The organism is Ignavibacteriales bacterium (assembly GCA_026390575.1).
Classification (GTDB): domain Bacteria; phylum Bacteroidota; class Ignavibacteria; order UBA10030; family UBA10030; genus Fen-1298.
The window spans coordinates 40,988-58,366 of record JAPLFR010000013.1 but is presented as its reverse complement, the minus strand read 5'-3'; the positions used below and the strand labels follow the sequence as shown (position 1 = coordinate 58,366).

The following is a 17,379-nucleotide window of genomic DNA, read 5'->3' as shown; positions in this document are numbered from 1 at the left end:
CGACCTTTGGAAAGTGTTATGAATGACAATCAACTAAAAGCCCTTTGTATTTCGCCTGAGCAATCGATTAGCGCAGCCATGGAATGCGTTGACAGGGGGGCTTGTGGTATTGCCTTGGTGGTGGATCAGGCAAGACGTCTATTAGGAACTATAACCGATGGTGACGTGCGGCGGGCTATTCTGGCAGGGAAAGACTTGGAATCGCCTGTGAGTGTGTTGTTGGCAAGTAAAGTCAGCACGCAATACCCAAAACCAGTTACCGTCCAATTAGGCACAAATCGCGAAAAATTACTTGATTTATTGCATAAGAATGTTTTGCGTCAGCTCCCTGTTCTGGATAGTGACGGTAGGGTTGTCGATCTTGTGATGATCGACGATTTAATTCCTATCCCGGATCTCCCACTTCAGGCCGTGATCATGGCCGGTGGTATGGGTACGCGATTGCGGCCACTCACAGAGGATTTGCCCAAACCGATGTTGCCCGTGGGCGGTAAACCCCTGATGGAATTGGTGATTGAACAGTTGCGGCAGGTTGGCATCCGGCGCGTTAATGTGGCCACCCATTATAAACCGGAGAAAATTTCCGATCATTTCGGAGATGGCAGCTCATTTGGTGTAGAAATAAACTATGTAAATGAAGATAAACCGTTGGGCACAGGCGGGGCATTAGGGCTGATTGATAAGCCAACAGAACCCATGCTGGTCATCAACGGTGATATTCTGACAAAGGTAGATTTCAGGGCGATGCTGGCCTATCATCAGGAACACCGCGCTGTTATGACAGTAGCTGTAAAACAATATGATATACTGGTTCCATACGGAGTCATTAAATGTGAAGGATCGCATGTCTGTGCCTTGGAAGAAAAACCGCAGATGCATTTCCTGGTCAATGCCGGGATCTATTTGCTTGAACCGAAAGCCTTTGAATTTATTCCTACTGGTGAGCATTTCAACATGACCGATCTGATCCAAAGATTGCTCGATTTTGATCATATCGTTGCCAGTTTTCCTGTTATTGAATACTGGTTGGATATTGGGCAACTTGAGGATTATGAACAGGCGCAGAATGATGTGCAGCAGCGAGGGAATCTGAAATCGTGAATTGCGACTAGTAAGCAAACAGGTACTGGTAACGGGATGGGCTGCTTATTGGGCAACCATCTCACGGTGTGGAGCTAACCTTGGACAAGTTTTTATAGGGCAAATTTGTGGATTATACACGAAATAAACACAACGGCGTATTATGCAGAAATATTTGAAAGTCCTCTGATTGCCAAAGGGAAATTTATTGTGAGTACTAAAAATTTTATTATTTCAGCATATTATCCACTATGGGACAAAAGTTCAAAAGATTTATTTATTACCGATCCTTATGTCTATCACGTACTGGAAAAAGAGGGTAAACTAAATAGGTTTGACAATATTGAAGTTGCTCCGCCAACGAGGAAGACGAGGACGGATATTGATAATGACAGCCTCTATGTGGATGTAAAATACAATAAGTATATTGACATACTTTCAAAACGTCTAAATGAGATCCATGGGACAACTCACAACGAATCTTTTTGGAAAAAAGCCTTGTCAATGGCGTTTATCAGATATTTAACCAGTATCCACGATTTATACAAAAAATGTGAACTATATTTTAACAGCGATCTTCATACATGTACTATCCTTGCAGAAGATTCCTATTTCATTCCATTGGATTTTGAGGACCATAGATATTGTTTCGAAGATTCTGACTACGGAATGGAACAAATTTTCAGTTTATATATTAGGCTTTTCTATCCGGGCGTATTCACCGAAATGCATCAGCAAACGGTTCGTTTTGATAGAAAAATTGCTCATTCGGGACTGAAATTTATTGAAGCGGATACCATCAGAAATATGCACAATATTTATGATTTGGGAAGAATGGTCGTGAGCGAGTTTCTAACATCTTTTAAAAGAGATGCGAATACCGGAAGAAAAATACAAAACAGTTACTATCTGGTAAAAAGGGTCATGCGTAAGTTTTTATCTTTGATAAGAACAGAAATGGTTTCGAAAAAGGATATACAGGTGGGGATCATCGGATCTTTTTTTTCGGAAGAGAACTTGTCCAAACTTATAAAGGGAAGCCAGGAAAAGATATACCCTCTCGATTGGACTATCCAACTTGATTACGAAGATAAGGATGTTTTATGGGATAAGAGGAAGCACTTAGCTCAATTTAATGCCGATTTTGACAGGTTTGATGAATTCTTTTTTTCCACAATACCATATTGTCTGCCGAAGGTTTTCGTCGAACACTTTAAAGAGATTGAAATCGCTCATTCATCTTGCCTCAAAAGGTACCAATCTTTGAGATATATAGTTAGTGAGGCATGGATCAGCGAAACGTTTATGTCAATATTCCTGGCAATAGCACAAGAGAAGGGCGTCAAGCATGTAAATAACGAGCATAACTGCTTCTTTCATCCCTGCGCGGGTAGCTTTATTTCGCACGTAATAGATATGTCGGATGTCTATGTAACACTTGGGTGGTTTGATCCTCGTCTAAAAGGGCTTGTGAAAGGTGCCTCATTATTTCCTTTTTCGATAGAAAACGACTTTAATAAAGTCTATAAAATATTATACGTTAGCGTGGCGGCTAGTGTGAACATGTCGCATTATTCCTCTGCATACAGCTCATCTGAAGAAAATGCCATAAAACATTTTGGTTTCTGTAAATCTTTCTTCAAGAACTTGGGAAAAGACACTCTGGAAGAGCTGACCTATAGAGCATATCCTCTCAAAGGTCTGCCTTTTCTTTGCTATGACAAAGAACATATACTTTCATCGTATCTGAATCAAATAAAATCTTTTGCGGATGTTTCTGAACCTAGCAAGATCCAAATGTTAAAATCGCACCTGGTTGTAATAGATTATATTGCTACGTCGTACATTGAAGCCCTGGTTATGAATATTCCAACTGTTTTTTTCTGGAATGCCGATGCATATTATCTGAATGACGAATATTCAGATTTCTTTAAACCCCTTGTAGATGCAAAAATATGCCAGACTGACCCTGTTGAGGCTGCTCGTTTTGTTGAAAGCATAAAAGACAATCCGCAAAAATGGTGGATGCAGGAAACAGTACAAAAAGCAAAAGATGATTTTTTGCAGAAAAATATCGGCAAACCTGAGGTGATGATAGATTATTTGTTGTCATTAGTAACCCAACCTACATCTTAATTGAACCATTCTTGTATTGGTCAATAGAATTATTTCTCATAGTCAATGCCACGATGATGATATCAAAGTTACAAATGGATCTCGTAATCCATTTACAGCCACCATATCAAAGAACGGAAAAAGGAGGACGTAATAAATAGTTTTGAATAATATTATCCTCCCGATTAAATGATTTTCTAAAACCGGGATATGTTTCAAACTATCATTTTGGTTAACAGAACCAATTTTTTATTAGTGCTTATTAGAACGGACTGATTGATGAAGAAAAGTAATTTTAGCTATTGTCCCAATCCCTACGCAATAAATGAAGTTCCATTTATGAGATTGATGTATCGGGGATGTTATCCCTTAGCATTATTGTTAAATTTCATGAAATTTAGTCCTAATTTAGTCACGAGCATTTCCAGCATTCTAGCAATCGTAGCGATATACTGTCTTATTTATTTAGACAACCCGATTTATTTTCCGATATTTTGGTTCTTATCCCTTGTTTTTGATGTTTGTGACGGAATGATAGCAAGAATGACTGACAAAAAAAGTGCGAATGGAGGCTTTTATGATACATTTTCCGATCAAATAAAATTCGTACTCATATTTTATGCAGTTGCGATTAAATATAATCACACGAATATCTGGATAGTGTCTTTTATTGCTACTGCAGTATGGTTATTGAGCACAGCGCTGAATAATGAAAGATCCTATTTACAACTAAAATATGAAAACATCAAAAACATTCAAAACAACCAGAAAGGAACAATGAATGACAAATCAACTAAGAATGAAAATAGTAATAAATCAATCTTTAGTCTTTTGAAAAATAATATGATATTCTGGTCAGTCTATTCCTTTTTCTTCGTTTTATATGGAAATGCATGTATCTTAATAATTCCAATCAGCTTTGGTAGGGAAATAGCATTCTACACATTGATCATGTTTTCGTTAATTGTATTCAAGAATGTAGTTCAATTCCTTCTATCGGTTATTAATTTAAACCGTGAAATAAATTATAGCATAACTAAAAGTGTCTAAGGGAAATTATATTAAAAGGCAACTATCAAGTTTTTTGGAAAAAGTTTGCACCCGTTCTCAATATTTTAATAAATCCGTTAAGGTTAATTTCATAATGGTAATTGAATCCATATGAACTCTAAGAACAATAAAATAAATGCTATTATTTTAGGTGCTGGCTCGAATCCTGAAAAACAATATGTTTTAAATACTCAGCCAAAAACCTTGTTAAGCGATCAGGAGGGTTATAGAGTTTTAGATTGGATATTAGCTGCATTTAATGCTAACAACGTGAATGAAATTACGTTTGTGGGTGGTTACCAAATTGATATGATTGGTAAAAAATATCCAGGGCTCAATTATGTATATAATCCTGAATGGGATAAATCCGGTGTACTTGAATCGTTGTACCATGGGCGAAGAAATATCAAAGGATCACTCCTTATATCATATGCTGATATAGTTTATTATCCAAATGTAGTTAGGAAGTTAATCGAAAATTCCTCTGATGCTATTACAATTGCAATTGACTCGAATTGGAAACAAAAGATAAGAAAAGGGCAAAGTATTTCTAAAAATCTTGTTTTAGGTTCACTGAATTCTGTGACTGATATTGGTTTTTTAAATATTTCCGAAAATATAATAGGTGAATTTATCGGTTTGGCTTACCTTAGCGAAAAGTGTACCGGAATATTATCTGAGTTTCTAAATATAGAATATCCAAAATTTTTAAGGCAGCCATTTGAGCAGGCAAATGACATAAAGAATGGATTTCTAACAGACCTCTTGCGTTATTTAATTAAACAAAAAAATAATATAACAGCTGTCGATATTGGAAAGGAATGGAAGGAAATCGATTCAGCCGGCGGTTTAGTGAGATTTGTTCTGGGTACAAAAAGCCAAACCCTGAGCAGACTATCGCTTTTGCTGAAAAAAGGACTGTTTTGTAAACAAGAATATTTTACAGTTGGAATGTGGAAAAAGAATCCGGATGAAATTGTAGCGGCAATTTCAAAAATGTTTTCACCAGAAAAAATAGCAATAAGAAGTAGCGCAATAAATGAAGATTCATTTGAGGAGTCGTTAGCAGGTGCTTTTGAAAGCGTTTTAAATGTTGATTCGAAAAATCCTCAGCAGATATATGATTCAGTAAAAAAGGTGGTTTTGAGTTATGACTTAAAGGGGAACAATTACTACCTAGAGAACCAAATATTAGTTCAGCAAATGGTTAAAAATGTAGTTATGAGTGGAGTCATCTTTACCCGGGATATAGAAACGGGTGCCCCTTATTATATCATTAACTATGATGATACTTCAGAAATAACTGATTCTGTAACTAGCGGAAGATCAAATCATTTCAAAACAGTGCTTGTCAATCGTTATTCACCAATATATCCTGAAAATATAGGCCTTAAAAAGCTACTAGAGGCCGTAAAAGAAATTGAAGAAATAGTCAATTATGACTCCCTTGATATTGAATTTGCAATTGATAATCACGAATCAATATATATTCTGCAGGTGAGGCCAATAACTAAGTCAGATGAATTTGACAAAAGTGGTTTTTTAAGTGATAATTCCAGTGCTATTGTTAATATTAAAAGTTTTTTGCAAAACAAATTTAATCATACTTCCTTCCTATTTGGTGATAAAACAATTTTCGCGGATATGTCCGATTGGAATCCCGCTGAAATGATCGGAATTCATCCAAAACAATTGGCTTACACATTATATGATTATCTAATAATGAAATCTGCCTGGAGGATTTCTCGAGCTAGAATTGGTTATAAAGATGTTTCACCTGCAAACCTGATGGTTAATATTATGGGGCATCCTTATGTTGATGTCAGGAATAGCTTTAATTCATTTTTACCTGCAGACTTAGAACCGTCACTGTCAAAAAAAATTGTTAATGAATATCTTGTTCGCCTTTCAAATAATCCTGATTTACACGACAAAGTTGAATTTGAGATATGTTTTACATGTCTCGATTTTAATTTTGACAATAAGTTCAATGCATTTTATCAGAACTCATTTTCTTTAAATGAAATAAAGAAGTTCAAAGGTAGTTTATTTGCACTTACCAATAATATTATTAGCGGTAAATTTGACACTATAGAAATACTAATTAATAAAGTAAAGCAACTTGAATTATTGAGGAAAATATATTCGTCAGATATTTCAGATACCTCCAGGATACCATCGATAATTAATATTATGCTCAATTCTTGTATAGAATTAGGTACAATTCCATTCTCAATTCTTGCAAGATATGCATTTATCGGAAATTCAATGTTGCAGTCTCTTGTGGAAAGAGATGCTCTTTCACTTGAGCGTCGAAATGAACTATTGCATTCAATTGAGTCAGTTGCTAGTGATTTAATCTCAGATTTAGATGCGGTTATTGCTGGCGATATTTCCAAAACATTATTTTTAGAGAAATACGGCCATCTCAGACCTGGAACATATGATATAACCTCATTAAGATATGATGAAAATTATGACCAATATTTTGGGACGGGAATAAGAAATAAAGCTACAAGTAAAGGAGTAACAAAGGAAAAATCTATTAAATCATTTCGTTTGACCTCTTTGGAAAAGAAAAATATTGAATCATTAATTGAAGAAAACGAATTCTCTTTTAATGTGGAACAACTATTTAATTTCATCCATGCTTCAATAATCCAAAGAGAATATAGCAAATTTGAATTTACAAAGACTGTCAGCAGTGTGTTGAAAATGATTGTCGAGCTCGGGGAAATATTTTCTTTTACCAGGGAGGATATGGCGTTTGTAGATATAAATACAATTATTGATTTTGCAAATACAATATCTTTTAAAAAATTAGAACATTTATTGTCAGAAGAAATTAAATTATCTAAATATGATTATGATTCTTCACTCAGCATAAAATTGCCATATATAATAAATTCATTAAATGATATATATGTCATTAACATACCCACGTCACGTCCAAACTTTGTTACATTAAAAAAAGTGATCGGTAGTCCTGTACTAATAAGTTCACTGATTGAACCGAGGATTATAACTGGAAAAATAGTTATGATTGAAAGTGCAGATCCAGGTTTTGATTGGATATTTGCACATAATATTAGTGGATTGATAACAATGTTTGGAGGCGCAGCCTCACATATGACAATCCGGGCTAATGAATTTGGTATACCTGCGGCTATTGGTTGCGGTGAAGAATTATTTAATCAATTAATAAAATCCAATTCTATAGAATTAAATTGTGCAGGGAAATATGTTATCTCATTATAGAATAGGTCTGACTTTGAGGAGTTCAAATGCAACCAGCTACTTTGAAGAGAGGGACTCAATAAGTTATGACTGGATCAGATTTTTAGATAAATCAGGTCTCTATCCAATACTGATTCCCAATGCATTACGTGATCCTGTATTATATATTAAAAAAGCCGACATCGATATCCTGGTACTTACGAATGGAGAAGATTTCAGGAGGAAATATTATCATAATCCTAAATACTTTGAACCTAAATTTAATCCTGCAAGAGACAAATCAGAGTTATTGTTGCTTGAATGGGCAATTAAAAACGATATTCCAACTTTAGCCGTATGCAGAGGCTTTCAATTTGTTAATATATATAAAGGTGGAAAACTTATTCCTTTTTTAAAAGAAAACATCGATGGTGGAATAAATCATGTTGCCACGAATCATAGTATTAAGATTCTTGACAATAATCTGGAATTTCTGAACAAGTCAAGGACTTCAAAAGTTAATTCGTTTCATAATCATGGAATAATAAAATCCACCTTGGGATCGGATTTAATACCATTTGCGATAGCCACAGACGGCGTGATAGAAGGATTTTATCTCAAGAATAAACCATTGCTTGGGATACAATGGCATCCTGAAAGAAAAGGATCAAATAATTTTATTCAGAAACAACTATTTAAATATTTTATTGATAATGGTAAATGGTGGTAAAAAGGAATATTATGAAAGCTCTTATATTGGCCGCTGGTGAAGGCAAAAGACTGGCAAAGTATACAAAAAACCTTCCTAAGGGAATGCTTGAATTTAATGGTAAAACTTTAATAGAATGGCAAATTTGCAGATTTAGAAAAGCCGGTATTGATGATATTAATATTGTGACTGGTTATATGAAAGATAAAATAAATTATCCAGGAATAAAGTATTATCACAATCCTAATTACGGTATTACCAATATGGTGGAATCGATGTTATGTGCCAGAGAGATAATGGATTCGGAAATGCTTATCACTTATTCGGATATTTTATTCACCGATGAATTACTTAATTTGACATCTACCTATAAGGGTGATATAGGTGTTGCTGTTGATAAATCATGGAAAGAATATTGGGCGATGAGATATGGTACTACCGAAAATGATCTTGAGTCGCTGACTATCAAAGATGACAAGATCGTCGAACTCGGTAAGCCTGTCGCCTCATCCAAGGGAATTGATTACAGGTATATCGGTATGATAAAATTATCGAAAACTGGTACGATGAAAACGTTAAAAATGTATGAAAATAAAAAAGCGACAAACGAATCATGGATACAATCAGGCAAAACTTTCAGAAACGGTTATATGACCGACCTCCTGAATGAACTCATTTTGGAAGGTAACATTATCCAGCCAATCGTATCAGATGGAGGCTGGTTGGAATTCGATACCAATGATGATTATGAGATTATGCTGAACCAAATACAAGATGGCAAAATCAGCAATAAATTTTTTGAATAATGAAAGCTGACACTTTTTTACGAGACAAATATTCCTTCGCACCAATTGATATTGCTCACTATATCAGTGGCTTCCTTGAAATCAGGAGGAAAAAAGTGAGAGAATGTCATAATATAGACCTTAGAGAGCAGTTGCTAATCTTTAACAATTTAGAGGTGATTACGCGTGCAATATCAAATGAATATTTCACAGGTGTCTCTGAGATATTTGATACAAAGGAAGGTTATGCAACATTTCCGCTACTGAAGAAGTGTTATGTGTATCTTACCAAAAAGGAGCACCAAACATTAGCGGTAAATAATATACTTGATAAGTATCAAAAAAAATTTGAAGTATTTGGTCGAATTTTCAATGTATACAATAAGGAATTCAAAAAGAATTCTGATTTCTTTAAAGACTTAAAAGTATATGCTCTATTGTCGATCAATTTATCAATAAGGTTTATGCAAAATAATAATTATAATGATTTAAATACTGTGGTTAAGCTCAATGATCTGATCCTTTTTTCGGAATGGGAAATCAAACCAGAATATAATAATTTAATTTTTTATTCTATTCTATGTGAACAAAACATTATTAATTCGATCTATGGGCGCTAGTTTGTTAAATATTGGAATGTTACTCTTGCCCTCTGTAAGAAGCATTGCGTATTTAAATGTTTTCCAAGAATTAGGAGTATGGCCAAGCGAAGTTGTTATTATACCTGTGGGGATTCCTGGACTGGACAAATTAATGGAGGAAGACAAACTCTTTAGATATTCTGATGCATTCTTTAGAATAGATCCGGATCTGATCAACAGTATTGAACATACGGGAGCTACGGTAATTAAAGCAAAGTCATCGGATATTAACGATGAAGAAATCCAGGCATGTCTACATCAATGCAGTAACAAATATTTTTTATTTACGGGAGGCGGTATTCTGTCAGAACACATGTTCATGCTGGGGAAAACATTCATTCATTTACATCCAGGTAGCATCCCTGAATATAGAGGAAGTACATGTTTTTATTATAGTATCCTTACCGAGAATACATTGGGCTCGACTGCGATCATTATGGATAAAAACATTGATACAGGTCCAAACATAGCAGCTTCAAAATTCTGCATCAACTATTTAATCAAACCGGAGCAACCATTATTCGTAGACTATATTATTGATCCGTACATAAGAAGTTATACATTAAAAAAAGTACTACAAAAATATAGTGCAGAAAACCGTATTGAAATATGTCCCTCACAACATAAAGAAGGGAATGCATATTTTATAATGCATCCATTATTAAGGCATCTAGCAGTCATCAGAATAAATACGTTGTATGATCCTAATAAACCATCAGGGATATTTGAAATAAACCAATAGAAAAGACATGGAAAAACAAAATTTTTATGGAATGAATAATAATGCATCAATAACATATTTGGAGTTTGGATCAATTGATGTTCCAGCCGGGAAGAAACACATCTGGGATTTTCGTCTTCACGATAAAGCATATGACTGGTTAATGCATGCTCGATATTCAAATGATATCTATGCATATCTTTCTATGCAGGACGCATTGCTCTATGGTTCGCTCGACAAAGCATTTAATATCTATAACGCAGATGTATATCATAAGGATGATGCGGTTATTAATTTGAGTAAGCTCCTTGCGCTATCCACCATTCAGCAATGCTGTCAAAAAGAAACGTTATCTTTTTTTGAACTGGGGCAAACACTTTTTGGGTGTATCGAAGGGATGGAATTTTATCAGCAACTGTTAAAGGCGCTAAAAATTAATTATTATCCCGTTGATTTACATTCAGTTAAATGGTTTGGTGTCGATATTTCTCCCTTTTTTAATCGATTGTCCAAAGTTATGCACCAAGAATATACAATTGACACTTACCTTGAATTGTCTGATATGCAAATAGAAACAGATGTATATTTCGCAAAAGGTGTAACAATGCTATATGCTTGCAATAGTATTAAAAGGATATTCGAAATAATTAACAAGGGAAAATTTCGTGTGTTTGACTATTCAATGTCATTGGATAAAGAGCAAGATGTTGTTATTGGAACCGGTAAACAAGTAAAGTATCTTCCGTTATTTGAGTTTATGGAGGAATTGAATCGCTATGAAGATGTTCTTTATATCAATAGAGCAAATTCAAAATATGATTCTGAAACAAAGCGCGTTTGGCTTGATTGTATTTATGCTGAAGAATCTCTGTGCAAGAAATATATTGAACTTGATATGACGATAAGAAGAGAAGTAATAAAGAAACTTAGGGGAAACATCGGATCATCAAGATTCTTGAATGAAAGCAAAGCTCCGGAATGGATGAGTATCGGCAACTATATCGAAACAATAAAAGCATAAAGTCATTTGTTATGTACAAACTATCTATTGTCTTACCTGCATATAATGGCGAATCACATATTTCGCAAACTCTCGAATCCATTACAAAACAAATTGTTGATAATGTAGAATTAGTGGTTTGCGACGATCGCTCTACTGACCATACGTACCAGATTGTTGATAATTATAGGATTAAGTATAAAAATGTTAGATTATTCCAGAATAGTATTACTTTAGGAATGGATAAAAATTTTGAGAGGGTTGCTGATTTAGCAGAAGGTGAATTTATTTGGTTTATTGGCCAAGATGACATATTAGATGAAGGAGCGGTTCAAAAGGTACTTAATGTTCTTTATGATAACCCTCAAATAGATTTCATTTATGCCAACTATAGTCAGAAATCACATAATTTAGACTCCATTATTGTAAAGAAAATGTTGGACATTGAAGAAGACATTTTATGTAGTAATAAGGAGCAGTTTTATTCCATTACGTCATTAAAGAATTTACCGGGTTTTTTGCCATCTTATATATTGAAGAAATATTGGTGGGACGGTGTTAATAAAAGTCCATTTTATGGCACTCAATTCATTCAAATAGGCGCTTTATTATCCGTAATAAATTATTTGAATTTTTATATAATTGCTCATCCATATGTAATAGGCAGAATCCCAAATGATGGGTGGCAGCAAGATACAATGAAACTATTGGACATATTTAGTGGGGAGCTTGAGGTCATTAAATATTGTCACTTAAATTATCCCCAAAATGTACCAGCAAAACTATTTAAAGAATATTATTCTGAAAGAAAGTTATCATTAATAAATTATGTTCTATTACTCAGAAGCGAAGGAAGGATTCTTAACAAAAAACTGGACAAAAGGTTTAAGTACTTGTTTGGCAAAAGGTATTTACTATTAATCGCATTATTATTGAAATTGCCCCCGACTTTTTACAAAGCATCAAGAATTCAATTTCTATTGCGAAATATTTATAAAACAATCAAAATGTAAACAATGTAATTCACAATTTGAGATAACATAAATATGAAAGTGATTCTCACAAATGAAATTTGACATACCCATATTAGTCATAGCCTTCAATAGACCGCAATCCACAAAAAAAGTATTTGATAAAATTAGAGAATTAAAGCCTAAGGATTTATGTATAGCAGTAGACGGTCCCAGAAATAATAATCCGGAAGATTTAATCAACTGTGAAAATGTTCGTGACATTCTAAGCAATATTGATTGGGAATGCAACGTTAAAACATTGTTCAGGGACAAAAATCTTGGCTGTAAAATGGGTGTAAGTTCTTCTATAGATTGGTTTTTCCAAAACGTTGAAGAAGGAATTATTTTGGAGGATGATTGCATCCCGGACCCTTCATTCTTTCAATATTGTGCTCAGTTATTGAAAATGTTTAGAGACGATAATAGAATATTTTCCATTTCTGGATCCAATACTTTAGGGGAATGGAAGTCGGATACACAGGATTATCATTTTACTCAACATGTTGATGTGTGGGGGTGGGCATCATGGAGAAGAGCTTGGAAATATTTTGACATTAAAATGGAGGACTGGTCAGACCCCGATGTAAGGCACCATATTAAAAAAATGATTGGTAATGATATTCTATATAAGCAAAAAATGAAGCATTTTAATGCAACTTATGGCGGCAAGATTGATACTTGGGACCATCAATGGGTATTTGCACATTATAAGTACTCTGCTCTATCGATTGTTCCTTCTGTAAATTTAATCTCAAATATTGGTTTTGGGATTGATGCAACGCATACAAAATTTTTTTACCCCAATATTAGCAACAAAGAGGTGCATAACATCCACACACCTTTAAGAATAAACCCACATATTGTTGTTGACAGAGCATATGATATTCAAGTAACTAAGTATTTATCAAGTTTACGTATTAAAAATATATTTGGGTTAAAATTTTTACGAAGTGTTTTTGATTATTTGCAATCATTTTTTAGGTAATGTTAAGGAATTAGAAATTACTGGATGAATTAGTACCTCCTGTATTAACTAGACTGCAAAATTCAATATTAACTAGGTACCCTTTTCAAAAAAGAGTAATGTAGAATGGTAGAGTATATAAAAATTGATGGAAAGATTCTTTCGGTAATCGTTAGGAATAATTATTCTGAACCCGGAATTCATTTTTTTACTGGAGACAATTATTCGCAGCAACTAGCATATATGAACCATCCCAAAGGAAAAAGTATTCAACCTCATGTTCACAATTGTATAGTAAGAAATGTAGAGTATACTCAAGAAGTATTATTTATAAAAAAAGGGAAACTGCGTGTAGATTTTTATGATGAGAATAAAATATATTGTGAAAGTAGAATATTAGCTGAAGGAGATATTATTTTACTGGCAACAGGTGGTCACGGTTTTGAAGTCCTCGAAGATATAGAAATGGTCGAAGTCAAGCAAGGTCCATATTCTGGAGAAGGGGATAAAACTAGATTTAATGGTGTAGAAAAATCAAAAATTAATATTATTGAATAAGTAATGGAAATGTTTATACCTGTAAATGAACCTTTGTTGGATGGCAACGAGAAGAAATATCTTCTTGAGTGCATAGACACTGGGTGGATCTCGTCTGAAGGTCCATTTATTAATAAGTTCGAACAACAAATGGCGTCATATGTCAACCGTAAATATGGAATTGCCGTCGCAAATGGTACCGCAGCTTTGGATATTACTATACAAGCATTGGGAATTACTAAAGGAGATGAAGTCATTCTACCTTCTTTTACAATAATCTCTTGTGCCACCGCAATTGTAAGAACTGGTGCTATTCCAGTACTAATTGACGCAGATCCTATAACGTGGAACATGCAGATTAATCAAATTCAAGAAAAGATTACTAATAGAACAAAGGCTATTCTTATAGTGCATATCTATGGTTTACCAGTCGATATGGATCCTGTTTTAGATATTGCTCGCCGACACAATTTATTTATTATTGAAGATGCCGCTGAAATGCATGGTCAAACCTATAAAGGAAATCCCTGTGGAAGTTTTGGAAACCTAAGTACATTTAGTTTTTATCCGAACAAACATATTACTACAGGCGAAGGCGGAATGATTGTTACTGATGATCCTAAATTGGCTGAAAGGTGTCGATCGTTGAGGAATCTTTGTTTTCAAGAGAAGAAAAGATATGTGCATGATGAAATAGGTTGGAATTATCGAATGTCAAATTTACAGGCTGCCATTGGTCTGGCGCAAATTGAAAGAATTGAACAGCATGTTCAAAAGAAAAGGGAAATGGGTAGACTATACAATGAGCTGTTGAAAAATATTTCATGGATTCAAACTCCCTTGGCCAAGATTGAGTATGCTGAAAACATATATTGGGTTTATGGAATTGTTCTTCATGACTTTCTCAATGTAGATAATGATGAAATAATGTCCAAATTAAGAGCAAGAAACATAGGAACCAGACCTTTTTTCTGGCCTATGCATGAACAACCTGTTTTAAAAAGAATGGGCTTGTTTATGAATGAGAGTTATCCAATAGCAGAGCGAATAGCACGAAAGGGTTTTTATCTACCTAGCGGACTTACATTAACAAACGATAATATTGAATATATTGTCAACTCTTTGAAAGAGGTTTTACTTGAGTATATTTAATAATTATTCAAAGTATTATAATCTGATTTAAAAAAACAATATTTACAAAAAGAATCTTCATTTCTCAATAAATTAATTCATACTCGAGTTAGAATATGTATTGTATGATATTAGATTGATAATATTAGATTTTAAGAAATGTATGAGCAAAATAGTTCAAAAGTCTAATAGTTGGGGTGTTTAATGTGTGAGGAGAAATTGAAAAAGAAAATTGGTTTGTTTTTAGGTTGTACTCCTGAATGGGGTGGACAATTTCAATATAATCTTTCTCTTCTTGATGCTTTTAATAAATTGCCTGAAGATGAATATGAAATTTCCATTGCTTATACAGAAATAATTTGGGAAAGCTACTTATCAAATTTAACATGTGATAAATTCTATATCCCCTTTGCAAAATTATCCTATTTATTCGGAATTTTGATCACTTTATTTAATTTACCACTTAAAATATGGTATAAAATATCGCCATTGATAGATCCAATTGCTAATAAAGTTAAAAAACAGAATTGTGATTTATGGGTTTTTTCTTCTTATAGCTTTACAAGCTACCAAATGCCTATCAAGTCTATTGGTGTTGTACATGATTTAATGCATCGATATGAGCGTGGTTTTCCCGAAATATCATCTTTTAGGATATATTATTGGAGAGAAAAAGTATTCAAGAAAATGTGTAAATACTGTCAATATATTTTTGTTGATTCTAATTTGGGGAAAAATCAGTTGATGGAATCATATGATATTGATAATCATAAAATATTTGTCATGCCATTTGTTATACCAGATTATATTTATCAACATAATAATATTCAGAATAAAAAAGGCTCATTAACGCTTCCAGGTAAATTCATCTTTTATCCGGCTCAATTTTGGAAGCATAAAAATCACGAAAATCTTATTTACGCTTTTGCTAACGTGATAAAGAAATATCCTAATATTCATCTAGTATTTACCGGTTCAAAAAAGAATTATTATAATAAAATAGTTACCCTGATACATGAACTAAATATTAAAGAAAACGTTCATATCCTGGGTTATGTTTCAAATGAAGAAATAGTAGATATCTATCGAAAGGCTCATGTGTTTATTTTTCCTTCGTTTTGTGGTCCAACCAATATTCCACCACTTGAAGCTCTTGCACTTGGTTGTCCGGTTAGTGTTTCAGATGTCTATGCAATGAGAGAACAATTATCTGAAGCGGCGATTTATTTTAATCCAAATTCTGTTTCTGAAATCGAAAATTCAATTTTGTCTTTATTGAATGATAACAAGTTGAGAGACAGTCTTAGAATAAAGGGTTATGAAATAGTAAAACACTATACCCAAGAAGTATTTAATAATAGATTTAGAAATACAATAAAAACAATTGTATCAGGATAAGAATCATATTTGAAATGAAAGTAACTATTATTACAATCGTGCTCAATAATGTCGATACAATTATTAGTTGTATGGATAGCGTTATGGGCCAGACTTATAAAAATATTGAATATATCGTAATTGACGGTGGCTCGACCGATGGAACCATTGATATATTGAGAAAATATAATGGGAATATATCCCAATGGATTTCAGAACCTGACAATGGTGTTTATTATGCAATGAATAAAGGCGTTAAGATGGCTACGGGCGATATAATAGGTTTTCTGAATGCCGATGATTATTATGCAGACAATGGAGTGATCCAACATATTGTTGATGAAATTAATCTTAATAAAGTTGATAGTTGTTATGGTGATGTGGTGTATGTTAAGAGGAATGATTTAATGAAGGTGACAAGATATTGGAAGTCTATTTCTTGCAATGTAGATAATTTTAAAAAGGGATGGTTCCCACCGCATCCGACATTTTTTGTAAAGAAAAATATTTATGATAGATTGGGCGTCTTTAACACAGATTATAAATTTTCATCTGATGTGGAATTGATGATTCGATTTCTATGTAAACATTCTGTGTCCACATGTTATATTCCTGACGTTTTAATTAAAATGCGCGACAGCGGCAAAAGCAATAAAAGTTTAATAAATATAGCACGAAGTGTTTGGGAATGTTATTTAGCAATGAAAAACAATAACCTCAATGTAACTCCGCTATATTTATTATCGACGTTGTTGTTCAGATTCAAACAGATATTTGTAAAATAATCGGTTGGTCGAAATTTATCATTTCTTCTTTTATTAACCAGTAGTTATTTGTGTCGATGGCTCGGGGACCTAGTACCGCTTCAAATAAGTAGCATTGCGTTTCGTTCATAGAAATCGCAATTTTTTCGCGGCACTGTGCCGCATGGAATACAAGATCATTTATTAGAATCGGCAATAGAACCAATAATAATCCAATTGAGAGATCGGGTAAAATTCTGATCATTCATTAAACCTGGATTCAATTGATAATGTGGC

General features: G+C 33.7%; 14 protein-coding genes. All 14 read left to right on the top strand.

The genetic code is table 11. The features are described from left to right. Positions 1 to 18: 18 nt before the first annotated feature. The 14 genes from NTX44_11035 to NTX44_10970 all read left to right on the top strand — a co-directional run bounded on the left by NTX44_11035 (position 19) and on the right by NTX44_10970 (position 17,124). Positions 19 to 1,101 (top strand): nucleotidyltransferase family protein, encoded by a 1,083-nt coding sequence (locus tag NTX44_11035; protein ID MCX6122135.1) that lies wholly within the window; start codon positions 19 to 21, stop codon positions 1,099 to 1,101. Between the two features lie 189 nt (positions 1,102 to 1,290). Beyond that, positions 1,291 to 3,216, top strand: coding sequence for an LIC12162 family protein (locus tag NTX44_11030; protein ID MCX6122134.1), 1,926 nt, complete (start codon positions 1,291 to 1,293; stop codon positions 3,214 to 3,216). Between the two features lie 1,140 nt (positions 3,217 to 4,356). Further along, positions 4,357 to 7,503, top strand: a complete 3,147-nt coding sequence (locus NTX44_11025) for a PEP-utilizing enzyme (protein ID MCX6122133.1) — start codon at positions 4,357 to 4,359, stop codon at positions 7,501 to 7,503. Beyond that, positions 7,487 to 8,191: a gamma-glutamyl-gamma-aminobutyrate hydrolase family protein gene (locus NTX44_11020; GenBank protein ID MCX6122132.1), complete on the top strand. Its 705-nt coding sequence runs from the start codon at positions 7,487 to 7,489 to the stop codon at positions 8,189 to 8,191. The genes NTX44_11025 and NTX44_11020 overlap by 17 nt, the downstream gene beginning before the upstream one ends. An 11-nt stretch (positions 8,192 to 8,202) precedes the next feature. After that, the gene (locus NTX44_11015; GenBank protein MCX6122131.1) at positions 8,203 to 8,976 is read left to right on the top strand and encodes a phosphocholine cytidylyltransferase family protein; all 774 of its coding nucleotides are present in this window, start codon (positions 8,203 to 8,205) and stop codon (positions 8,974 to 8,976) included. Continuing rightward, entirely contained in the window at positions 8,976 to 9,575 is a 600-nt protein-coding gene (locus tag NTX44_11010; GenBank protein ID MCX6122130.1) for a hypothetical protein, read from the top strand. Before NTX44_11015 ends, NTX44_11010 begins: the two co-directional genes overlap by 1 nt. 25 nt (positions 9,576 to 9,600) lie before the next feature. Then, positions 9,601 to 10,338 (top strand): hypothetical protein, encoded by a 738-nt coding sequence (locus NTX44_11005; GenBank protein ID MCX6122129.1) that lies wholly within the window; start codon positions 9,601 to 9,603, stop codon positions 10,336 to 10,338. Positions 10,339 to 10,345: 7 nt separating this feature from the next. Then, positions 10,346 to 11,338 (top strand): hypothetical protein, encoded by a 993-nt coding sequence (locus NTX44_11000; GenBank protein MCX6122128.1) that lies wholly within the window; start codon positions 10,346 to 10,348, stop codon positions 11,336 to 11,338. 11 nt (positions 11,339 to 11,349) lie between these two features. Further along, the gene (locus NTX44_10995; GenBank protein MCX6122127.1) at positions 11,350 to 12,330 is read left to right on the top strand and encodes a glycosyltransferase; all 981 of its coding nucleotides are present in this window, start codon (positions 11,350 to 11,352) and stop codon (positions 12,328 to 12,330) included. 52 nt (positions 12,331 to 12,382) lie between these two features. Continuing rightward, positions 12,383 to 13,315 carry a hypothetical protein gene (locus tag NTX44_10990; protein ID MCX6122126.1) on the top strand — a complete coding sequence of 311 codons (933 nt, stop codon included), beginning with the start codon at positions 12,383 to 12,385 and terminating at the stop codon, positions 13,313 to 13,315. A gap of 105 nt (positions 13,316 to 13,420) precedes the next feature. Continuing rightward, positions 13,421 to 13,852, top strand: coding sequence for a hypothetical protein (locus tag NTX44_10985; protein MCX6122125.1), 432 nt, complete (start codon positions 13,421 to 13,423; stop codon positions 13,850 to 13,852). Between the two features lie 3 nt (positions 13,853 to 13,855). Then, positions 13,856 to 14,983, top strand: coding sequence for a DegT/DnrJ/EryC1/StrS family aminotransferase (locus NTX44_10980; protein ID MCX6122124.1), 1,128 nt, complete (start codon positions 13,856 to 13,858; stop codon positions 14,981 to 14,983). Positions 14,984 to 15,181: 198 nt separating this feature from the next. Further along, on the top strand, positions 15,182 to 16,360 hold the full coding sequence (locus NTX44_10975) for a glycosyltransferase family 1 protein (GenBank protein ID MCX6122123.1): 1,179 nt from the start codon (positions 15,182 to 15,184) through the stop codon (positions 16,358 to 16,360). A 14-nt stretch (positions 16,361 to 16,374) separates the two neighbouring features. Next, a complete protein-coding gene (locus tag NTX44_10970; protein ID MCX6122122.1) occupies positions 16,375 to 17,124 on the top strand; it encodes a glycosyltransferase family 2 protein in 750 nt (249 codons plus the stop codon). The last annotated feature ends 255 nt before the right edge of the window (positions 17,125 to 17,379 follow it).

What these genes read in the sequence shown, in the direction of transcription:
- NTX44_11035 (MCX6122135.1), top strand. Translation starts at nt 19, where the DNA reads ATGAATGACAATCAACTAAAAGCCCTTTGTATTTCGCCTGAGCAATCG.
- NTX44_11015 (MCX6122131.1), top strand. Translation starts at nt 8,203, where the DNA reads ATGAAAGCTCTTATATTGGCCGCTGGTGAAGGCAAAAGACTGGCAAAG.
- NTX44_11010 (MCX6122130.1), top strand. Translation starts at nt 8,976, where the DNA reads ATGAAAGCTGACACTTTTTTACGAGACAAATATTCCTTCGCACCAATT.
- NTX44_11025 (MCX6122133.1), top strand. Translation starts at nt 4,357, where the DNA reads ATGAACTCTAAGAACAATAAAATAAATGCTATTATTTTAGGTGCTGGC.
- NTX44_10985 (MCX6122125.1), top strand. Translation starts at nt 13,421, where the DNA reads ATGGTAGAGTATATAAAAATTGATGGAAAGATTCTTTCGGTAATCGTT.
- NTX44_10990 (MCX6122126.1), top strand. Translation starts at nt 12,383, where the DNA reads ATGAAATTTGACATACCCATATTAGTCATAGCCTTCAATAGACCGCAA.
- NTX44_11000 (MCX6122128.1), top strand. Translation starts at nt 10,346, where the DNA reads ATGGAAAAACAAAATTTTTATGGAATGAATAATAATGCATCAATAACA.
- NTX44_10995 (MCX6122127.1), top strand. Translation starts at nt 11,350, where the DNA reads ATGTACAAACTATCTATTGTCTTACCTGCATATAATGGCGAATCACAT.
- NTX44_10970 (MCX6122122.1), top strand. Translation starts at nt 16,375, where the DNA reads ATGAAAGTAACTATTATTACAATCGTGCTCAATAATGTCGATACAATT.
- NTX44_10980 (MCX6122124.1), top strand. Translation starts at nt 13,856, where the DNA reads ATGGAAATGTTTATACCTGTAAATGAACCTTTGTTGGATGGCAACGAG.
- NTX44_11020 (MCX6122132.1), top strand. Translation starts at nt 7,487, where the DNA reads ATGTTATCTCATTATAGAATAGGTCTGACTTTGAGGAGTTCAAATGCA.